General features: G+C 43.3%; 17 protein-coding genes. 9 read left to right on the top strand and 8 right to left on the bottom strand.

The genetic code is table 11. The features are described from left to right. Positions 1-13: 13 nt before the first annotated feature. Positions 14-712, top strand: a complete 699-nt coding sequence (locus tag KI210_RS03395) for a C40 family peptidase (protein ID WP_212780494.1) — start codon at positions 14-16, stop codon at positions 710-712. Between the two features lie 51 nt (positions 713-763). On the opposite strand, the gene KI210_RS03390 is transcribed toward KI210_RS03395, so the two are convergent. Next, positions 764-1,759, bottom strand: a complete 996-nt coding sequence (locus tag KI210_RS03390) for a CAP domain-containing protein (protein WP_212780493.1) — start codon at positions 1,757-1,759, stop codon at positions 764-766. Beyond that, positions 1,756-3,045: a GTPase HflX gene (hflX, locus tag KI210_RS03385; protein WP_212780492.1), complete on the bottom strand. Its 1,290-nt coding sequence runs from the start codon at positions 3,043-3,045 to the stop codon at positions 1,756-1,758. The genes KI210_RS03390 and hflX overlap by 4 nt, the downstream gene beginning before the upstream one ends. A 101-nt stretch (positions 3,046-3,146) precedes the next feature. Between hflX and KI210_RS03380 the strand changes: the two genes are divergently transcribed. The 3 genes from KI210_RS03380 to KI210_RS03370 all read left to right on the top strand — a co-directional run bounded on the left by KI210_RS03380 (position 3,147) and on the right by KI210_RS03370 (position 7,272). Continuing rightward, positions 3,147-4,607 (top strand): TcaA 3rd/4th domain-containing protein, encoded by a 1,461-nt coding sequence (locus KI210_RS03380; RefSeq protein WP_212780491.1) that lies wholly within the window; start codon positions 3,147-3,149, stop codon positions 4,605-4,607. Positions 4,608-4,711: 104 nt separating this feature from the next. Next, positions 4,712-5,464, top strand: coding sequence for an ABC transporter ATP-binding protein (locus KI210_RS03375; RefSeq protein WP_212780490.1), 753 nt, complete (start codon positions 4,712-4,714; stop codon positions 5,462-5,464). Continuing rightward, on the top strand, positions 5,464-7,272 hold the full coding sequence (locus tag KI210_RS03370; protein WP_212780489.1) for an FtsX-like permease family protein: 1,809 nt from the start codon (positions 5,464-5,466) through the stop codon (positions 7,270-7,272). Before KI210_RS03375 ends, KI210_RS03370 begins: the two co-directional genes overlap by 1 nt. Positions 7,273-7,304: 32 nt before the next feature. On the opposite strand, the gene KI210_RS03365 is transcribed toward KI210_RS03370, so the two are convergent. From KI210_RS03365 to KI210_RS03355, 3 genes are all read right to left on the bottom strand, one after another. Continuing rightward, a complete protein-coding gene (locus KI210_RS03365; RefSeq protein WP_212780488.1) occupies positions 7,305-7,955 on the bottom strand; it encodes a histidine phosphatase family protein in 651 nt (216 codons plus the stop codon). A gap of 68 nt (positions 7,956-8,023) precedes the next feature. Further along, the gene (locus tag KI210_RS03360) at positions 8,024-8,632 is read right to left on the bottom strand and encodes a M57 family metalloprotease (RefSeq protein WP_246487312.1); all 609 of its coding nucleotides are present in this window, start codon (positions 8,630-8,632) and stop codon (positions 8,024-8,026) included. A 518-nt stretch (positions 8,633-9,150) separates the two neighbouring features. Then, on the bottom strand, positions 9,151-9,759 hold the full coding sequence (locus KI210_RS03355) for a M57 family metalloprotease (protein WP_212780486.1): 609 nt from the start codon (positions 9,757-9,759) through the stop codon (positions 9,151-9,153). Between the two features lie 176 nt (positions 9,760-9,935). Here KI210_RS03355 and helD point away from each other — a divergent pair, with 176 nt between their 5' ends. Continuing rightward, positions 9,936-12,245 (top strand): RNA polymerase recycling motor HelD, encoded by a 2,310-nt coding sequence (gene helD / locus KI210_RS03350; protein WP_212780485.1) that lies wholly within the window; start codon positions 9,936-9,938, stop codon positions 12,243-12,245. Next, positions 12,229-12,678: a GNAT family N-acetyltransferase gene (locus tag KI210_RS03345; RefSeq protein WP_212780484.1), complete on the top strand. Its 450-nt coding sequence runs from the start codon at positions 12,229-12,231 to the stop codon at positions 12,676-12,678. Before helD ends, KI210_RS03345 begins: the two co-directional genes overlap by 17 nt. Here the strand turns inward: KI210_RS03345 and KI210_RS03340 are convergent. Then, positions 12,646-13,206, bottom strand: coding sequence for an SGNH/GDSL hydrolase family protein (locus KI210_RS03340; protein ID WP_212780483.1), 561 nt, complete (start codon positions 13,204-13,206; stop codon positions 12,646-12,648). The two genes, KI210_RS03345 and KI210_RS03340, sit on opposite strands and share 33 nt — an antisense overlap. Positions 13,207-13,245: 39 nt before the next feature. On the opposite strand from KI210_RS03340, the gene coaA reads away from it, so the two are divergent. Further along, a complete protein-coding gene (gene coaA, locus KI210_RS03335; RefSeq protein ID WP_212780482.1) occupies positions 13,246-14,160 on the top strand; it encodes a type I pantothenate kinase in 915 nt (304 codons plus the stop codon). Positions 14,161-14,284: 124 nt separating this feature from the next. After that, a complete protein-coding gene (efp, locus tag KI210_RS03330) occupies positions 14,285-14,845 on the top strand; it encodes an elongation factor P (RefSeq protein WP_212780481.1) in 561 nt (186 codons plus the stop codon). An 85-nt stretch (positions 14,846-14,930) separates the two neighbouring features. On the opposite strand, the gene KI210_RS03325 is transcribed toward efp, so the two are convergent. Together KI210_RS03325 and KI210_RS03320 are read right to left on the bottom strand one after the other, a co-directional pair. Then, the gene (locus tag KI210_RS03325; RefSeq protein WP_371870178.1) at positions 14,931-15,326 is read right to left on the bottom strand and encodes a DUF1304 domain-containing protein; all 396 of its coding nucleotides are present in this window, start codon (positions 15,324-15,326) and stop codon (positions 14,931-14,933) included. 2 nt (positions 15,327-15,328) lie between these two features. Next, positions 15,329-16,243: a proline-specific peptidase family protein gene (locus tag KI210_RS03320; RefSeq protein ID WP_212780480.1), complete on the bottom strand. Its 915-nt coding sequence runs from the start codon at positions 16,241-16,243 to the stop codon at positions 15,329-15,331. Positions 16,244-16,386: 143 nt separating this feature from the next. Between KI210_RS03320 and KI210_RS03315 the strand changes: the two genes are divergently transcribed. Further along, on the top strand, positions 16,387-17,970 hold the full coding sequence (locus tag KI210_RS03315; protein ID WP_212780479.1) for an ATP-binding cassette domain-containing protein: 1,584 nt from the start codon (positions 16,387-16,389) through the stop codon (positions 17,968-17,970). Positions 17,971-18,003: the final 33 nt, after the last annotated feature.

Genomic DNA, 18,003 nt, shown 5'->3' with positions numbered 1-18,003 from the left:
AGGAAGTTGTAAGATGAAAGAACGGCTTTGGAGGATGAGTTCAGCAGCTGGGATGACGATTGGCGGCATTGCAAGTGTGGCCGTTGATCCAGGATCAGCCCCAGACAATCGGTCCGCAATTAAAAGAATTCAAATTGATTTTCAAACCGGAGTTGGTTTGCCGGTTTACACGCATTTTCAAGGTGGCAGCTATGCCGGTTTTCGAGCAAAAAATGGCAGTCAATGGAATGTCCTAAAAACTGCCTTAGATCAGGCAGGTAATCTGTGGTATGAACTGGAGAAAAATGAATGGATTAAAGCTCGTTATACCATTGATTTACCTTTAGCCCAAGCTCAAAAGAGCAAAGCTGCCCCCGAAATTGCGGCTTTAGTGGAATTGGGCAAAAAGCAGATCGGTAAAAATTATGTTACCGGAGCGGCTGGCCCGGATTGTTTTGATAGTGCCGGCTTATTGCAGTTTTTATTTGACCAGGCGTTGGATTTGGCCTTACCCAATAAGCTGCAAGACCAAGTAAAAATGGGACGAGCTGTTTCCTTAGCTGAAAAGCAAGCAGGTGATTTGCTCTTTTGGGGTTCAGCAGCAGCTCCATATCATGCGGCCATTTATTTGGGAGCTAATCAATATTTAGAAGCTTCAGCAACTGACCAAGCAGTTATGTTGAAGCAATTTTCACCATATATTTATCCTACCGTGATTAAGCGGCTGGTTTAAAGATAAAAAAACACGCAGATGGCATACCATTTGCGTGTTTTCATTTAATGTTTAGTTGTGTCCTTTTTGCCGGAAAAGACGGAAGGTGTACTTGTAAACGCCCTTGATATTAACTTCGTACTTATGGGTGTTGATTAATTTGAGCTTGCCGGGATAGAAGGTTACCGCTCCAGTATAGCCTTCACCATAATAGTCCGTCCCGTAAATTCTTACCTGACTAGCCTTGACTTTTTTCTTAGCCGTTAAATCATAAAGATAGACTTTAGGACGTTTGGTAATTTTCTTGTGGGCAAAGTAAACTGACCAAGGCGTATCCGATCCCAATAACTCGATGGGAAATACTTTAGTGCTTGGGAAAGCCACTACGGACTTTTTTGCCTTGCGCAGGATATCATCAGCGAACATGGCATTTTCCACATTATAGTACTTGCCATTGCTGCGACCATAGGCTGCGCCAAAGCCAATGTGAGTTGCTCGGGCAGACAAGATGAGAGCGCGGTGACCGGTGTCGCCAGCACCAGAAATATTATTTTGATCTAAAAGCAGATCCGTTACATTCTGGCCTGCCGAAATACCACTAACTGACTCCACAAAGTTAATATTGCCGAAAGTGGAATTTTCAGCTCGTTCCCAAGTATCGTCATCAATATAGTCAGGTTGCCGATAGCCAATTAAGCCATGAGCGGAGAGAGAAGTTTTGGCATTTAAGGCTCCTAAAACCGCCGCTCCGATTTGGGCGTCACGGTTGTCAGCGGCGCGCATCTTTTCGCTAGGCAGTCCCACTAGCTTGCGGTAGTAATTGACATATGCAAGTGAGTCCTTTAAGTAGCTGCTCGGCAAAACGCCAGCCCCAAAAGGCGAAGCGTAATTAGGTGCTTTGACATAAAGCTTCTTCTTGGTATAAGTCTTTTTGCTCAGCTTTTTATAGGCTTTTTGAAAAGAGCGTACCTGCTTTAATTCCGAAGAACTGTATTTGGCTGCGGCTACCGGATTGGCAGCCAGCAACATGATCGGAAGGGCTAAGACGACCAACCATTTGTGTTTCATAGTTTTTCACCTGCCTTATTTGCTATAAACGGTTTAAAGCGATCAAGATCGCGTTGACTGATGCGCGCCTCTACTTTAATGCTGTCGGCTGTATAGTCTTCTTGCAGAATTTGCGCGTGCTCATGCAAGTAGGCTAGGTCGCTGCCGTGGTTGAGCGGTAATAGCAGGCGATAAGCTTGGTAACTTGCAAAAATTTTCTGGGTAATAAATTTAGCCAGCAGTTTAATCGATTCTGGATCAACGGCTGAATAAAGAATATCATTGCCTTCAATTTGCGGATAGCTGCGTTCAGTCAAGTCTGCCTTGTTATAAGCGGTAATCATGGGAATATCGCCCGCGCCAATTTCAGCTAATACTTGCTGGGTGGTCCGGATCATTTGCAGCATGTTGGGGTCTGAGGCGTCGACAACATTGATCAACAAGTCGGCATCCTTAGCTTCTTGTAAAGTTGCTTTAAATGATTCAATTAAATTGTGGGGCAATTTAGAAATAAACCCAACGGTATCGCTTAAAATAAATCCGCCTTGTTTGCCCAAGTCAATATGTCTGACTGACGTATCTAAAGTCGCAAACAACATATTTTTGGCAAAGACTTGTTTCTTAGGGGCCTGATCCTGATTAAAAACCTGCAGCAAGCTGTTTAAGGTAGTGGACTTACCCGCATTAGTGTAGCCGATCAAGGCCGCTTTTGGCAGTCCGCTTTGGTTGCGCCGACTAGCCTTTAACGCTTCTTGGCGACTGACCGCCCGCAATTCTTTTTTGATGGCGGAAATTTGTTTGCCAATGGTCCGCCGATTTATTTCCAGCTTGCTTTCACCAGCCCCACGGTTGGTAAAACCGCCGCCTCGTTGCTGGTCCAAGTTGTTTTCAGATGGGTGCAGACGGGGCAATTCGTATTGCAAGCGGGCCAGTTCAACTTGCAGCTTAGCCTGCCGCGTTTGGGCCCGACTGGCAAAAATCTCCAAAATTAATTCTGTACGATCAATTACGCGCAACTTGGTCATTTTTTCCAAGTTGCGGATCTGCACAGGTGACAATTCATCGTTTAAGACGAGGACGGTTGCTTTTAAGCCTTGGGCAAAATGTTTGATTTCATTGATTTTGCCTAAGCCAAAATAACTAGCAGCGACAATGCTTTCCAGGTTTTGCTGGTTTTGCCCAACTACTTCAAAATTATTAGCTTCACACAAGGCGGCCAATTCGGACATATGGTATGAAAAATTGGCATCAGCAACATTTACCCCGGCAATGTAAGCCTTGGTTTTATGAGGTTGGTTATCAATCATTGGTTCACCTTCTTCCACATTTTTTGAACAAACTAGCTCTTCTTTGTTACTATTGTATCATCAAGAAGGTAGGAAATTTAACATTTTAACTGAGCTGTATTATGAAGAAAATAAATAGTAAGCAAAAAGTAAAGAAAGTAAAAAAACGTAATTTTTCTAAGCGTCTGCTGTTAGTAATAATTGGCTTAATTGTCCTAGCAGGCGGATATCTTGCGGGAAAACAGTATTATCAAAAAGATGCACAAATCGATCGGATGGTAAAGGCTATTCAAGATCCCCAGAGCTCTTTGGCCCAATATGTGGTTCCATCCACGACTGATATGCAAGTAACCGATAAAAGCTTAAAGCCACTGCAGAGTTATTTTAAGCACAATAAATTAGCTGCCAACAAATTGTCCGCTAATTTAAAAGCTGGTCGCGACACCAAACAGATTCGGCTGGTCAGACGCGGCAGTTGGTTCTTGTTGTTTCCTAAATATCAATTGCGCGTGCAAGTTTACAGCACCCAGGTAAAAACCAACCAAGAGCATGCCCAGCTTTATGTTGATGGTCATGCCAAGGGGCAGATGAGCGGCTCGGGGAGTACCTATTACGCTGACTGGGGCCTGGTTTTCCCAGGACGTTACCATGTTGAAGTAAAAACCAAAAGTCATGGACGAAAGCTGCAAGCTAGTTCAATTGTCAATGTCTGGAGCAATCGGACGATTAACATGAATATCAAGACAGCTACTTTCCAGGTGCGCAGTTTGCCAAACGCCAAGATTTATATTAACGATAAAGCAGCGGGACAATTGAATGCTGAAGGCGTGAAAGTCTTCCACAATTACCCTATAACCAAGAGTATGGAATTGTATGTTACTAGCAAGTATCATGGCAAGACCATTAAATCGCTGCCAGTTCGCAATTTCACCAAGTATATTAACTTTAATGACAGCTCAAGCGACGATGGGGCCCAAGACTATGATTCTGAAGGCGGGTATTATTTAGGCGAAAATAAGCATGAAGTATACCAAGATGACGAGGGCGACTATGTGGTAAGCCCGTCTTGGAAGGGACTGATTAAAGCCGATGAAGCTGCCAAACAGCTGTTTTATACTTTCAAAAATCCTAGCAGCGACCAATTTATTAAAGGGGAAAAGAGCCAGGATTATTTAGCCTTAGTCAAAACCTTGCAGACTTTAATTACTGCCAAGACCAAATCGGTTAAGACGCATGTAGAGGTAACCAATTTGCTGCCAGCTGGGGATAATTTAAGCGATGTGACTTATCAAGTCACTTTGAAAATTGTCGATCAAAAAAAGGCAAGCAAAACCAGCAGCAACCAGACAAGCTCCAAGAAAAAGCACAAGTCACTGACCAGCAGCGAAAAGGCCAGTTCAAGTTCTTCTGCAAAACTCGCCCAAGAATTGAAAAAAGTCAAAGTCTTAGAGCCTACGGTTGAAAAGGTTCGCAAGCATCAGCAGCGAACGGTTAAAACCGAAATTTTTGTTTTCAAGCATGCGATCTACCAATGGCAAGATGGCGAATACTTGTTGCAGGGACTAGGGACTTTAGAACACTAAAAATCGACCTTCGGGTCGATTTTTTTATTGACAAAGTTAATAAATCATATTAGTGTATTACTCAGCTAGTACAACAAAACATTAAGATATAAGGGAGAGCCAAGATGACGAAAATACTGAAAGTTGAGCAAATAACCAAAACTTACGGGAAAAAGGGGCAAAAGCAGTACCAAGCACTTAAAGGCCTGAGCTTTGCTGTAGAAGAAGGAGAATTTACAGCAATCATGGGGGCATCTGGTTCTGGGAAAACCACTTTATTGAATATCCTGTCAACTTTAGACCGACCAACCAGTGGCAAAGTTGAAATTGGCGGCAAGGATCTTAGCCATTTAAAAAATAAAGAAATGGCCGATTTCCGCAGTCAATCAATCGGTTTTATTTTCCAGGATTTTAACTTGCTGGAAAACTTGACCAACCGCCAAAATATTGCTCTGCCGCTAACTTTACGGGGCGTTTCAGCTAGCCGCATTGATAAGCTGGTTGACGAAATAGCGGCCAAACTTGAAATTTCAGCAATTTTAGACAAGTATCCGGTTGAAGTTTCTGGTGGGCAAAAGCAACGGATCGCAGCAGCGCGGGCTTTGGTTCATAGTCCAGCCATCCTGCTAGCAGATGAGCCAACTGGTGCACTAGATTCTCACAGTGCTCGGGAGCTTTTGAACATCATGACTTTATTGAATGAGCGTGATGGCGTAACTACCTTAATGGTTACCCACGATCCATTTTCAGCTAGCTTTGCCAACCGCATTTTGTTTATCAAGGATGGAAAGATTGGCGAAGAATTAGTCAAGGGCGAACTTGATCGCAAGGCTTTTTACCATAAATTGATTGAACACTTGGGAACGGAGGAAGAATAATGCTGCTGCGTTTATCATTAACGGGACTGCAACGGCGCTTTAAGGACTATGCAGTGCTATTTTCAGGCTTGGTGATTGCCAGCATGATCTTCTACATGTTCATGTCGATTAGTGCCAACCCAGGCTTTTATAAGGCTAACGTCTCAATGGGGGCACGCCTTTTGCCCTTTATCTTTGGCTTCGGAAACGTCTTATTGGCTATTGTGACTTTCTTTTATTTAATCTATGCTAATAGTTTTATGCTGAGCATGCGGCAACATGACTATGGCATGTTTTTAACACTTGGCGCTAAACGGGGAAAAATTAGCATTCTAGTAGTTATGGAAACCTTGGTCACCGGCCTAGCTGCGACTTTGGTGGGAATTGGATTAGGAATTGGCTTAACTGGGGTAGTCAGCCAACTCTTGCTTAAACAATTGCACCTCGATTTAACTCACCTGAATGCCTTGGTTCCGGCAGCTATTGGCTATACGTTGCTGTTTTTCATCGTGGTTTCGCTATTAGCCGGGCTTTGGAATGTCCAAAAATTGCTGCGGACAAAATTAATTGATCTGCTGCATGAAAAACAAAAACCGGTTAAGCTAATCAAACACCCAGTTTTACGGAGCCTTGAAGGTATTAGCGGTTTAGTCATCTTGGCTTGGGCTTATTACACCATGATGCACTTTAAGGTGGAGGGGGCAAAAGTTGAGTTTACCATTGCCTTCTTTGGGACATTGATCGGCAGCTGGCTCTTGTTTAATGCCTTTTTCAGCACCTTGATTGGCTGGATTATGAACAAGCATGGCTTTACCTATAAAGGCTTGCGCTTGTTCACCTTGGGACAATTAAAATTCCGGCTCAATGATTTCACCCAAATTTTGACGATCACTTCCGTTCTGTTTGGTTTGGCTTTAGGAGCGGTGACGGTTGGGCAAAACTTCCGGTCAGAGCAGCAAGCAGCTACCAAGAGTACCTACTACTCGTTAGTAATTGCTCATCCTACCGACAAGATCAAACAGAAATTAGCCAAGCTTGATCATGCTAAAGTAACCACTTATCACTATAAGCTAGATGCAAAGGGCACAATTTACTTTAACCGCAAGGAATTTGCCCAAAAGCGGCTTTACACGGTAGAATTTCATCCTAAATCACGGACTTACTCCTACCTTAAAATGCCGCTAGATCAGGTTTATCGCATGGAAGGGGATAGTACCCTTATCTTAGGAGCGGTAAGCAATTCGCAGGTTCGCCAGCAAAAGATGGTTAAAGAGGCCGCCTATAAGCGAGTAAAGGGGCAGACTGCGACTTTCTTATTAGTGCGTGACACTGATTTAGCTAAAGACTATCAAAAATTAAAGCAGATCGATCAAATGCAGCCTCAAACTGAAAATGTGCAAGCCGTTAACTCTCTGATGGGGGTAAGCACTTATGAGATGATTATTGACCTTATTGGCAGTTTTGAGTTCATGGGCTTCTTCTTAGGCTTAGCCTTTCTGGCAATGTTAGCTTCAACATTAATGTTCAAAGTTCTGTCACAAGCTACGAATGATCGTCCGCGCTACCAAATGCTGTTCAAACTAGGCGCGCAGTCGCGTTCGCTTAAGCGCTCGATTGCTTGGGAACTAGGAATTCTGTTTGTTTTACCAGGCTTAGTTGGAGCTGTTGATGTGCTGTTCGGGTTGGGGATGTTTAAATCAATGTTCCAAAATCCGTGGTATGGGATCTGGCTGCCGTTTGTCATCTTTGCCGTCTTGTACCTGCTCTACTACTTGCTAACTATCAAGCTTTACCAAAAATTGGTTCTACGCGATTATCAAACTGACTAAACAAAAATGATCCGCTGAAGCGGATCATTTTTTTAGTTCAGGCTCATTTGATTAAAAGCCGTAATTTTCATATCTTGATCAGTCATTTCCATGATGGTAATTGAAGCATTCCGCGGACTAGCGCTTTTATCGAAGTTCTTGCCATAATGGTCAACTAAACTGCGAATCGTGAAGCCGTGAGTTACCAATAGAATATTCTCAGCCCCATCCATTTGCCGAATCATGTCAAAGCCTTGGTCGAGGCGAGCCCAATATTCTTTAGCATTTTCAGCTTGGTGGTAGGGGTCGGCCTCTTTAATCCAATCTTTGATCGTGTCAATTGATTCATGTTTCAATAATTCGTGACGGTCATTATAGCCGTGAGGCCCGCCAATCATGCGCCAGGCCATTTCGGAGTCCATGCCTTCAAAATAACCGTAAAATTGTTCGCGGAAGAAAGGACTGGCCAAGTGCTGCAAGGTGTCTTTGTTGCAATTGTGGCTAATGATCAGATCACAGGTATTGCTGGCTCTCCCAGTATCGCTAGATAAAGCAATGTCAAAGGGAACTTGCGCCAGTGCTTCGCCGGCTTGGTGGGCTCCGGCAATTCCAGCTTCAGTAAGGGGAGTGTCGCACCATCCCTGCATTTTGTTGTAACGGTTAATGTAAGTTTGACCATGACGGACGATATAGATTCTTTTCATTCGTGTTATGCTCTTTTCTATAAATCATGCTAAGACAATTCTATAGAAAAAAGGCGTTTGAATAAAGGCTAATTATTTTCGCCATAAAGATCTTTGACGTCTTGCACATCGACAGCCTGAATACCGTAGTAAGAACCTGCCGGGTACATTACCGAGACGCCATATGAGTGTGATAGTCCCATAGCGTGCCCTAGTTCGTGTTCGACGGTGTTGATAATTCTGGTTTGACTATAACCATAGTATTCGTTTTGTAAATAGTAGGTGTTCAATTCAATTGTTGCCGAGATCAGGTTTTTGCTCAGGGGATTATAAGTGGTCCAAGTGCGCCCGGCAGCCGTGGTGGTACTGCTATCTTCTTCATTGATGGTAATTTGCGCTTGACTAGCTCGCTTGACTATGACGAACTTAAAGGCGCCAGTTTTATTCCAAGCCTTGATGGCGGCTTTGACAGCATCCACGAGTTGCACATTGTCATGGATGTTGATATAGACTTTCGCTGTTGGTTTAGCCCAGGTCTTAGTACCTTTGGTGCTGGCCGAAACTTTGGCAGAAGTCCTATTTTCTAGACTAGTCACCGAATCTTGGACAAATAGTTTTACGGTTTGATTTGTGTTATAGGTATAGATAGCTCCGCCTAGTAAAGCGACTAGGATGAGTCGTTTAATAAACTTGAACATATGTTTTACCTCCAGCATTAGCTGAAAGTATACTGGCCGTTTGTGAATATTCCGCCGTAAAAGGGTTAATATTTTCTAAAGCGAATTTTATAAAAGGATAAATAATCGCTTTGTTACAGAAAAAATGAACAACTATAAAATACTCACTTGGTGAAGCACTGAATACTTCAAAAGTTGGGACGAAAAGTTCAAGAACAAGTGTAATTATATAAGATCCATACCTAAAATAATTAAGAAACAGTAAATATTATTGACATCAAATAGTACAAGAGCGGTTACAGAATATGATAACTAATTTGACCGTCAAAATATAAAGTTACAGATTTAACAAAAAATCTGTTTGAAAAACAAACTAATTGTTATAGAAAGTTTTACTAATGGTAGTCATCAAACGTATAAGTAATCCTTTTGCTTAACAATAACTTTTCACAAGCCTTTTAAAAAACTAACCAAAAACCGCTTAGCTGGCTCATTAGAACTAGCTAAGCGGTCTTGTGCAATATTTGATTTTTAGTAGGTTACTTGTACAGTTTATTTGTATTCTTGACGTCAATCTTATGGATGCAGTATCTGGAACCGCTTGGGTACATGACAGAAACGTGTCTGTTATGCTTAAGCCCGATAGCGTGGCCCAACTCGTGTTCAGCCGTATTGACTAATCTGGTATAGCTGTACTTGTAACGCTTGCTGAGCAAGTAGTAAGTGTTTAAACGTACGTTGGCATCTAGCAACTCGCCACTATCCAAATCATAGCTAGTCGTAGTTTGTCCGGCCGCATTGTTTCTGGACTTGGTTAAAGTTACCACGATATCTGCTTTGGACTTCTTGGAAGTCTTGGAGAAGTGGAACGACTTAGTACTGTTCCAGCGACTGATAGCCTTATACGTAGCTTGCTTCAGCTTCTTTTTAGACTTTGATTTCGATGAAATCGAAACGTACACCCGAGCTGTATCCTTGCCCCATTTGTGGGCACTCCCGGTGACAGTTTCAGTTCCATCCACAGTCACTAAATTAGTTGTGACGCCGTAAGCGCCTTGCTTAACATTTGATTGATTGGTTGACAACCAGCAGGCTCCAGCTGCTACAAACGAGACTAGAGTCGCTGTTAAAATATTTTTAGCTTTCATGTTATTTATCCTCACAGTCACTATGGTGGACTGCAAAGGTAAAGAAAGTATAAAGAAATGGTAAAGCAAAAATAAAGAACGTCAAGAAAGAACAAAGAAATAACAAGGCGTTTAATTAAAAATAGCCTCTAAAGGCGTGATACAATAGGTTATACGATTTTTTTAAGGGTGATATTATGACGCACGCAAATGATGATAAAAAAACAGAACAAAAACACTTAGATTGGATCCTGCAGCTTATCCAAGATCGTGAAAAATATCTCAAGCATGCCATTGCTGCGGCCGAAGGGGAGGCCAGAAACCTCAATTCCCATTTCTTTGATAATGTGAAACTGGATTATGATGGCTATTCGACTTCGATGGAAACGGCCCTATCGATTCATCAGCAGCAACAAATGCTGAGTGAACGTGAGCATGCTTGGCAGCATTCAGCTAAGCAGCTTGACACGATCGAGCGGTTAAAGACGCGGCCTTATTTTGCGCGTGTCGATTTTACCGAAAGCGGCAGCGAGCCCGAAACGATTTATATTGGGCTGGGATCATTTGCCGATGAGAATGACCATTTCCTAATTTATGACTGGCGGGCGCCAATTTCTTCCATATATTATGACGGCAAACTGGGGAAGGTTAGCTACCATGCCCCCGATGGCGATGTCACCGTCAATATGACCAAAAAACGGCAGTTTGTGATTGAAGACGGTAAGATTGTGGATATGTTTGATACCAATGAATCCATTGGCGATCAAATGCTATTGCGGGCTTTGTCTGAGAAATCAAGTACCCAGATGAAGTCAATCGTGACTACCATCCAGCAGGAACAAAATAAAATTATTCGTAATACCTCTGCGGATCTGTTGTTCGTGCAAGGAGCAGCCGGCAGTGGCAAGACTTCGGCAATTTTGCAGCGGATTGCCTATTTGCTCTATCGGTATCGCGGCAATTTGACCAGTGGCGATGTGTTAATGTTTAGCCCCAATATGCTTTTTAACGACTACATTAAGAGTGTCTTGCCCGAAATGGGTGAACAAAATGTCGTTCAGCTGACTTATTGGCAGTATGTTTCTCGGCGCTTGCCGCACATGCGGACCGAAACCCTGTTTGATCAATTTGAACACGGACAAAAAGATACGGCGGTGCACCGATTTAAGACCTCGACCGCCTTCTTTAACCTGCTTGAGCGTTATGCGCGCCATCTGAATAAACGCGGCATAGCGGTAAAAGATATTAAGTTTAAGCACAGCACCAAGCCATACTTTTCTAAAGACGAGATACGGGAGCTTTACTATTCTTTCAATAGCAACTATTCACTGGCTAATCGGATTGAAGCTACGCGTGAAGAATTGGTGACCAGACTAAATCATAAGGTTAACAGTGAGGCCAAAAAGAGCTGGGTACGCGAATATATTGAAGGACTCAGCAAGGATCAACTTACGGCGCTTTATGATCGTCCCGACCAAGAGTTTAAGTCAGAAGATGATGAATACCGTTTTTTGTCCAAACGAGTTGTTATGCAGCAATTAGCGGAAGTTAACCGCCGGATTAATTCAAATCAATTTTTGAACATGCAGCTGCAATATCTGCGCTTTTTAAGAGCAATTCCGAAGATGACCAAGCTGGCTGATTGGCAAATCAGTGAGGACGAATGGCTGGCCGAAGTCGATCGGGTCAAGGCCAACTTTTTGCAAAAATATATTGCAATGGATGATGCTACTCCGTATCTCTATCTATGGGACTTAGTAACCGGGCGCCAGATGGACTACAATATGCGCTATATCTTCATTGATGAAATTCAAGATTATACGCCGCTGGAGATTGCCTATTTGAAGGCCGCTTTCCCGCATGCGCGCTTTACTCTGCTCGGTGATTTAAACCAGGCGATTTTTACCAAGGATGATAGTCGCACCCTGCTTAAGCAAATCTCAACTTTATTTGCGCACGATAAGGTGGAAGTAGTGCAGCTAACGCGCTCTTATCGGTCAACTAAGCAAATTACCAATTACACCAAGCAAATTTTGCGGACCGGCGAAAAAATTGAAGCTTTTAACCGTGATGGCGAAAAGCCGGTAGAGTGGCAATGCGACCAGCCCGAAACGGCCCTGAAGGCTTTGACGAAGGTACTGGCGCGCAACCAGCAAAAGCACTACACCACGGCGATTATTACTAAAAATTTAGCTCAGGCTGAACAAGTTTATGCAGATTTGCAGCAAGAAGGGCAAGCCGCTAGTTTAATTAAGACGGCCAACCAACGGTTAGTTGACGGTAATTTGGTCCTGCCATCTTATTTAGCAAAAGGCTTGGAATTTGATGCGGTAGTCATGTGGGGAGCGGATCAACAAAATTATCACGCCCTTGATGAAACCCAGCTGGTTTATACGATTACCTCGCGGGCAATGGCACAATTAGATGTCATCTATACTGGACAACGAAGTCCGCTGCTGCCAACTGACACTGCTACTTTTGAGGAAAATCATGAAAATTCTCATTAAACCACTAGCGCAATTAAGCAGCCGCGAATTTTATTTGGCGGCACGTTTGCGAGAAGAAGTATTTGTAGCAGAACAAAAAATTACTGTCAGCGATTTGGATCAAACCGATCTGACAGCAATTCAGTTGATTATATTAAATGAGGACGAAACGGCAGCGATTGCCACCTGTCGGGCTTACCAAGAAGACGAAAAATGGTTCTTTGGCCGAGTAGCTGTTGCCAAAACCGTGCGCGGGCAAGGCTTAGGGTCTAAAATGATCAAACGCTTAGCAGAGCACCTGGCGCAAAAAGGCGCTTCAGCGCTCTATTGCCATGCCCAGCTGCAGGCAAAACCATTTTACGATCGGCTAGGTTTTAAACCACAGGGGGCGGAGTTTATGGAAGCAGGCATCCGCCACGTCTTAATGGTCAAGGATTTGGCTGATTGCCGGTAAAAAGGCTTTGACCAGGAGCTGGTTGCCATAATCAGTCAAATGCTGCCCATCAGCTTGGTAGGTTTGACTAGGCTCAGCTTTTGCAAAAGCGGCTAAGAGGTCCACATAGGGCGAGTGAAACTTGTTGGCGGTTTGCTGGGCCAGATGATTAAATTGACCGAGCCGGTCCTGAGGGTAATATTGCATGATTTCGCGATTGGTGCGGTCTGGCAGACAAGGCCCGGCAACTACGGCGCGCGTTTGATACGGCTGAACCAGTTTAGCTAAATTTTGGGCATAGCGCTTGGCTGCCAAGCCCCAGTCGGTTGCGGCATCATTCGTCCCATATTCAAAAACTACTAAATCGCAATTTTTAGGAATTTGCTGGGCATAGTCCAGTCCTTCTTCAGTGGTGGCGCCGCTTTTAGACAAATTTTGAATTTGATCGTTTGGCCGAGCCGCTTGAAATAGCTTGGTAACCAGGTCGGTATCCTGACGATTGCGAAAACTATTGAATAATGAATCGCCAAATAAGACAATTAAAGCCATAGGAGGCTCCTTTCTAGAAAATAGAATGTTTATTTGCTTATGAAAAATTATACACGCTTTAACCGTGACGACTGGGCCAAATTGGTCTCCAGCAATCATTTAGAAATTAGTGAAACCGAACTAGCTGATTTGAAATCAGTTGGCGATGTGATTGATTTAACCGATGTGCAGGAAATATATACCAGTTTAATTGCATACCTCTATCTGGCATATTCAGAAAAAAAGCGGACGCATCAGGCTAAGAATCAATTTTTGCATACCGATGCACAGGCAGCACCGTTTATTATTGGAATTTCAGGTTCTGTTGCGGTGGGGAAGTCAACGACTGCGCGGCTTTTGCAGCTTCTGCTCAGTCGGACCTATCCGAATTTGAAAGTTCACTTAATGACCACCGATGGTTTTATCATGCCCAATCGCGAATTGGAACGGCGCGGGCTGCTTGATCGCAAGGGCTTTCCTGAGAGCTATAACATGCAGATGCTAACGGACTTTTTGAGCGATGTTGCCGAGTGCAAACCAGATATTGTCTACCCGCTTTATTCGCAGCGCCTGCATGATATTGTCCCTGGCAAGTATGGCCATGTGCGGCGCCCCGATATTTTAATCATGGAAGGCATCAATACCTTGCAGCTGCCAGAAAGCGGTCAGGTGGTGACAAGCGACTACTTTGACTTTTCAATTTATATTGATGCTGAGGAAGATTTAATTGAAAAATGGTACATGCAGCGCTTCGACAAACTGATGGATATTAATAAGTCTGACCCCAGCAACTATTACTACAACCTGGCCAATGGACCACGGGACAAGGCTGATCAACTAGCCGAAGAAACGTGGCAAATGGTAAATCTGGTCAACCTGCGTCAATATATTGCGCCAACCAAACAACGAGCTAATTTAATCCTGCATAAGGGCGAGGGCCATTTGATTGATCGCATATACCTGCGACGGTATTAATTTGGTATACTGATGGTATGAGTAAGATTTATTTATTGCTGATTCAGAAATTTGCACTGCCCCCAGATGGCTGGCGGAGGAAAAATTGACAAACGATTAGTGCAAATAGGGAGTTATTAATTTTATGGTACAAGCAATTGATTTGAAAAAAGGTATGATTTTTAGCCAAGACGGCAAGCTGATTCGCGTTTTGGCAGCTAACCACCACAAGCCAGGCAAGGGCAACACGGTTATGCAAATGGACTTGCGGGATGTTCGGTCAGGCTCAGTTGTCCACAAGACGATGCGCCCAACTGAAAAGGTTGACTTAGTTGAAGTAACCAAGAAGACTGCGCAATATCTTTACAGTGAAGGCGACATTTACACCTTCATGGACAATGAAACTTATGAACAATACGAAATTTCTGCCGATCAACTAGGCGACGACCGGCTATACTTGATTCCAAACGTTGCCGTAACTTTGGAATTTACTGATGCGGGCGAATTAATTGGGATCGAATTGCCAGCAACTGTCAACATGACTGTTAAGGAAACCCAACCTGGCATCAAGGGCGCAACCGTAACGGGCTCCGGCAAGCCAGCCACGATGGAAACCGGCTTAGTGGTCACAGTGCCAGACTTCATCAATGAAGGCGACGAATTAGTGATCAACACTGCTGAAGGAACCTACAAGTCACGGGCTTAATTTAAAAAAAGTAATTTTCCACAAAATCAACAGAAATCAAAAACAACACTTATCCACATTGGGATAAGTGTTGTTTGTTTTTGTCCTAAAGCGAAATTAGCACTAAGGCGATCGCAGCTGGCAGCAGCTGCACTAACCAAATCTTTTTGCTGGCGGTAAAGCCACCATAGGCGGCGACGATCACAATAAATCCTAAAACTAGTCGCCACATCAAGAGCATAATTTGAAAATGCGCTAGCAAGGTGGCATAGATTGCGATTAGCAAAACTCCCAACATAAAATTATAGATTCCTTGGTTAGCCATGCTAATCTTGGCTTCTGGCTGCTTGATGAAGTCTAATGACATGCTAAAAGCTTTAGCTTGTTTTTCCGGTTGACCAAACATTTCCAGCCAAGCAATGGCAATGTGCTCAATGGCAACGAGGACGGTTAAAATGATTCCGGTTAATACCAGACCATTAGCTGATAAAACTGTATTCAAAATTATTCACCTTTAAAAGTCCCGTTTTCCACCGACTTAATAAAGTCTGCCAGATGCTTGTAGTAAACGGCTGGGTTATCCACCATGTGGTGGTGACCACCATCAGGGGTAGTTACTAAGCGGGAATTAGGAATTTCCTTCTGCATAATTTTTGCGGTGGCAATTGGCATGGTTTCATTTTCACCAAAAGTCAACAGCGTTGGTACCTTGATCTTGTGGAGCTGATCACGGAAGTGCCAATCCTTGAGCTTACCAGTAATCACAAATTCGTTATCGCCTTGGAAAGCATGGTAAACGGCACTGCCACCAAGATCTTTTAAGTGGTAAAGCTTAGATGGCTGTTTGCGATCCACAAAATTGATATTCAGAATGTGGACATCTTCTTGATAACGTTCATTATCATAATCATTGTTGGCTTCGCACTTGTGCATAAAGTCAATTTCCGTTTGCGGGAGCACTTCTTGGCGACGGCGATTAACGGCTGCAACGTAGTCATCAATTTCATCAACCATAGACGAAATAATGGCGCCCTTTAAATGTTGACCATACTTAACGGCGTATTCTTGCACCAGCAAACCGCCCCAGCTTTGGCCGATCAAGTAGAAGTTGTCCAAGCCTAATTTTTCGCGGACTTCATCGACTTCATCCAAAAAGTATTCGTAAGTTAAATATTTCTTGGCAATTTCAGGATCAGAATAATCTGGTTGATCTGAATAAAGCGATCCCAGCTGATCGTACATGGTCACTTGGACGTCCAAGCCCTGCTTTTTCAATTGTTCGGCGGTGTCTTCCCAATATTCATGATTGCCGCCAGGGCCGCCGTGCAATGCCAGTAAATGAATATCGCCTTGCCCCTGGGTATTTGTCCACAGGTGGTAACCGTTGTCTAAAGTAATAATCTTGCTTCCGGTTTTCATACTGTTCCTCCTCATTTTATTAAGAAAATATCTAATTTTAATTTTACCATGAAAAGCTGTAACTAAAGTCAATTTGTCTGATTGATCTGCTTTCGGCTATAATTGAAAGTAATAATTTTATAATTTTGCTGAGGGAGAAAATTATGACTTTAAAGTATGCCAAAAAGAGTCGCGTCCTGGCTTTTACCCTGCTAGCGGCGATAAAGGCTTGCGATATTCTTTTTATTGCCTATATGGTCAAGATTATGTTGAACTTGGCTTCTTCCGGCTCTCATGACTATCTGCGTTTGGTAAAGCTTGCGGCCTTGACCAGTCTAGGTCAGCTGTTTTTTATGGCTAGCAATTTTGTTTACGAAACAGTGAAAATGGGGATCATTCGTGACGTAAACCTGGCTTTCAAGCGGGCTAATTTAACCTTTTTAGTGGATAATTACGATCCTGATATTAAATCAGGTCTGTCGCTGATGACCAATGATTTAAAACAGATTGAAACTAATCGTATTACTGCGCAACTGGATATGATTTACCAAGGACTGTGTTTTGTGGGTTCTTTGGGTTATGCCTTGTATAATTCTTGGAAAATGACTTTGATTTTCTTAGTTGCGACGCTTGCTCCGGCCATTGTGCAAGGAATTACCAGCACCATTATTACTAGACGGTCGAAGATTTGGGCTGATAAAAATGCCATTTATACTCAAAATGTCGCCGATTCTTTGAATGGCGCGCAAATCGCCAAGCTTTACAATGTCCGCACCAATATTATTTCCCGGGCAATGAAAGCCGCTTCCGATATGGAAAATGCTTTGCGTAACTTGGTCCTAACCCAGGCTTGGGCCCTAGAATTAATTTATTCAGCCGCTGAGGTCTTTTGTTTTGTGATTCCTTGCACGGTTGGGGGAATTTTAATGATGCAGGGACAACTAGCAGTGGGGACTTTGGTCATGATGGTTGACCTAGCCATGAACTTTATTACCCCTGTGGTTACAATCTTCAATGAAGTCAACCAGGTAAAATCGACTGACCCGATGTGGAAACGGACCAAATCAGCTCTGGCTCATCAATTGAAAAATGACCAGGCTCCAACAGATGACTTCGCTGGCTTAAAGTTAACGCATTTAGCTTACACGACTAAATCTGGCCATAAGTTATTTACGGATGTCAATATGACCGTTAAACCAGGCGAAAAGGTGCTCTTAATGGCTCCTAGCGGTTGGGGCAAGACGACGCTTTTGCGAATTTTGCTAGGAATTAAAAAGCCGGATTCTGGTCAAATTTTAATTGCCAATAAAGATGTTAGCGGCAACTGGGAAGCAGCCCATAATTATTTTTCTTATGTAAATCAAAAGCCTTTTATTTTTGATGATACTTTGCGTTTCAATATCACTCTGGGACGCAAGGTCAGTGATCAAGCATTGCAAAATGCCGTGCACTTAGCAGGGCTGGATGATTTGGTAGCTGAAAGCGGTCTGGAAAAGCCGGTGGGCGAAAATGGGGCGGCCTTGTCAGGTGGACAAATTCAACGGGTGGAAATTGCCCGGGCGCTTTTGACGGGACGGCCAATTTTATTGGCGGATGAGGCTACCAGTGCTTTGGATCCGCAGCTATCTTTAGAAATTCACCAAACCTTGTTAAGAAATCCCAAGATAGCTGTTTTGGAAGTGGCGCATAAGATTTCTGAACAAGAAAAAACCATGTTTGATCAAATTATTCACTTGGACCAGCCATAATCTATCGCTTACTTAACCATGAGCAAAATCTTT

The organism is Lactobacillus corticis (assembly GCF_018327645.1).
GTDB lineage: Bacteria > Bacillota > Bacilli > Lactobacillales > Lactobacillaceae > Lactobacillus > Lactobacillus corticis.
The sequence above is the reverse complement of the archived record's forward strand: the minus strand, read 5'-3'. Positions and strand labels throughout refer to the sequence as shown.

Bases quoted from the DNA above. Each gene is read 5' to 3' on its own strand.
- efp (WP_212780481.1), top strand. From the start codon at position 14,285: ATGGTACAAGCAATTGATTTGAAAAAAGGTATGATTTTTAGCCAAGAC.
- hflX (WP_212780492.1), bottom strand. From the start codon at position 3,045: ATGATTGATAACCAACCTCATAAAACCAAGGCTTACATTGCCGGGGTA.
- KI210_RS03380 (WP_212780491.1), top strand. From the start codon at position 3,147: ATGAAGAAAATAAATAGTAAGCAAAAAGTAAAGAAAGTAAAAAAACGT.
- KI210_RS03360 (WP_246487312.1), bottom strand. From the start codon at position 8,632: ATGTTCAAGTTTATTAAACGACTCATCCTAGTCGCTTTACTAGGCGGA.
- KI210_RS03375 (WP_212780490.1), top strand. From the start codon at position 4,712: ATGACGAAAATACTGAAAGTTGAGCAAATAACCAAAACTTACGGGAAA.
- KI210_RS03345 (WP_212780484.1), top strand. From the start codon at position 12,229: ATGAAAATTCTCATTAAACCACTAGCGCAATTAAGCAGCCGCGAATTT.
- KI210_RS03390 (WP_212780493.1), bottom strand. From the start codon at position 1,759: ATGAAACACAAATGGTTGGTCGTCTTAGCCCTTCCGATCATGTTGCTG.
- helD (WP_212780485.1), top strand. From the start codon at position 9,936: ATGACGCACGCAAATGATGATAAAAAAACAGAACAAAAACACTTAGAT.
- coaA (WP_212780482.1), top strand. From the start codon at position 13,246: ATGAAAAATTATACACGCTTTAACCGTGACGACTGGGCCAAATTGGTC.
- KI210_RS03340 (WP_212780483.1), bottom strand. From the start codon at position 13,206: ATGGCTTTAATTGTCTTATTTGGCGATTCATTATTCAATAGTTTTCGC.
- KI210_RS03320 (WP_212780480.1), bottom strand. From the start codon at position 16,243: ATGAAAACCGGAAGCAAGATTATTACTTTAGACAACGGTTACCACCTG.
- KI210_RS03395 (WP_212780494.1), top strand. From the start codon at position 14: ATGAAAGAACGGCTTTGGAGGATGAGTTCAGCAGCTGGGATGACGATT.
- KI210_RS03370 (WP_212780489.1), top strand. From the start codon at position 5,464: ATGCTGCTGCGTTTATCATTAACGGGACTGCAACGGCGCTTTAAGGAC.
- KI210_RS03315 (WP_212780479.1), top strand. From the start codon at position 16,387: ATGACTTTAAAGTATGCCAAAAAGAGTCGCGTCCTGGCTTTTACCCTG.
- KI210_RS03355 (WP_212780486.1), bottom strand. From the start codon at position 9,759: ATGAAAGCTAAAAATATTTTAACAGCGACTCTAGTCTCGTTTGTAGCA.
- KI210_RS03365 (WP_212780488.1), bottom strand. From the start codon at position 7,955: ATGAAAAGAATCTATATCGTCCGTCATGGTCAAACTTACATTAACCGT.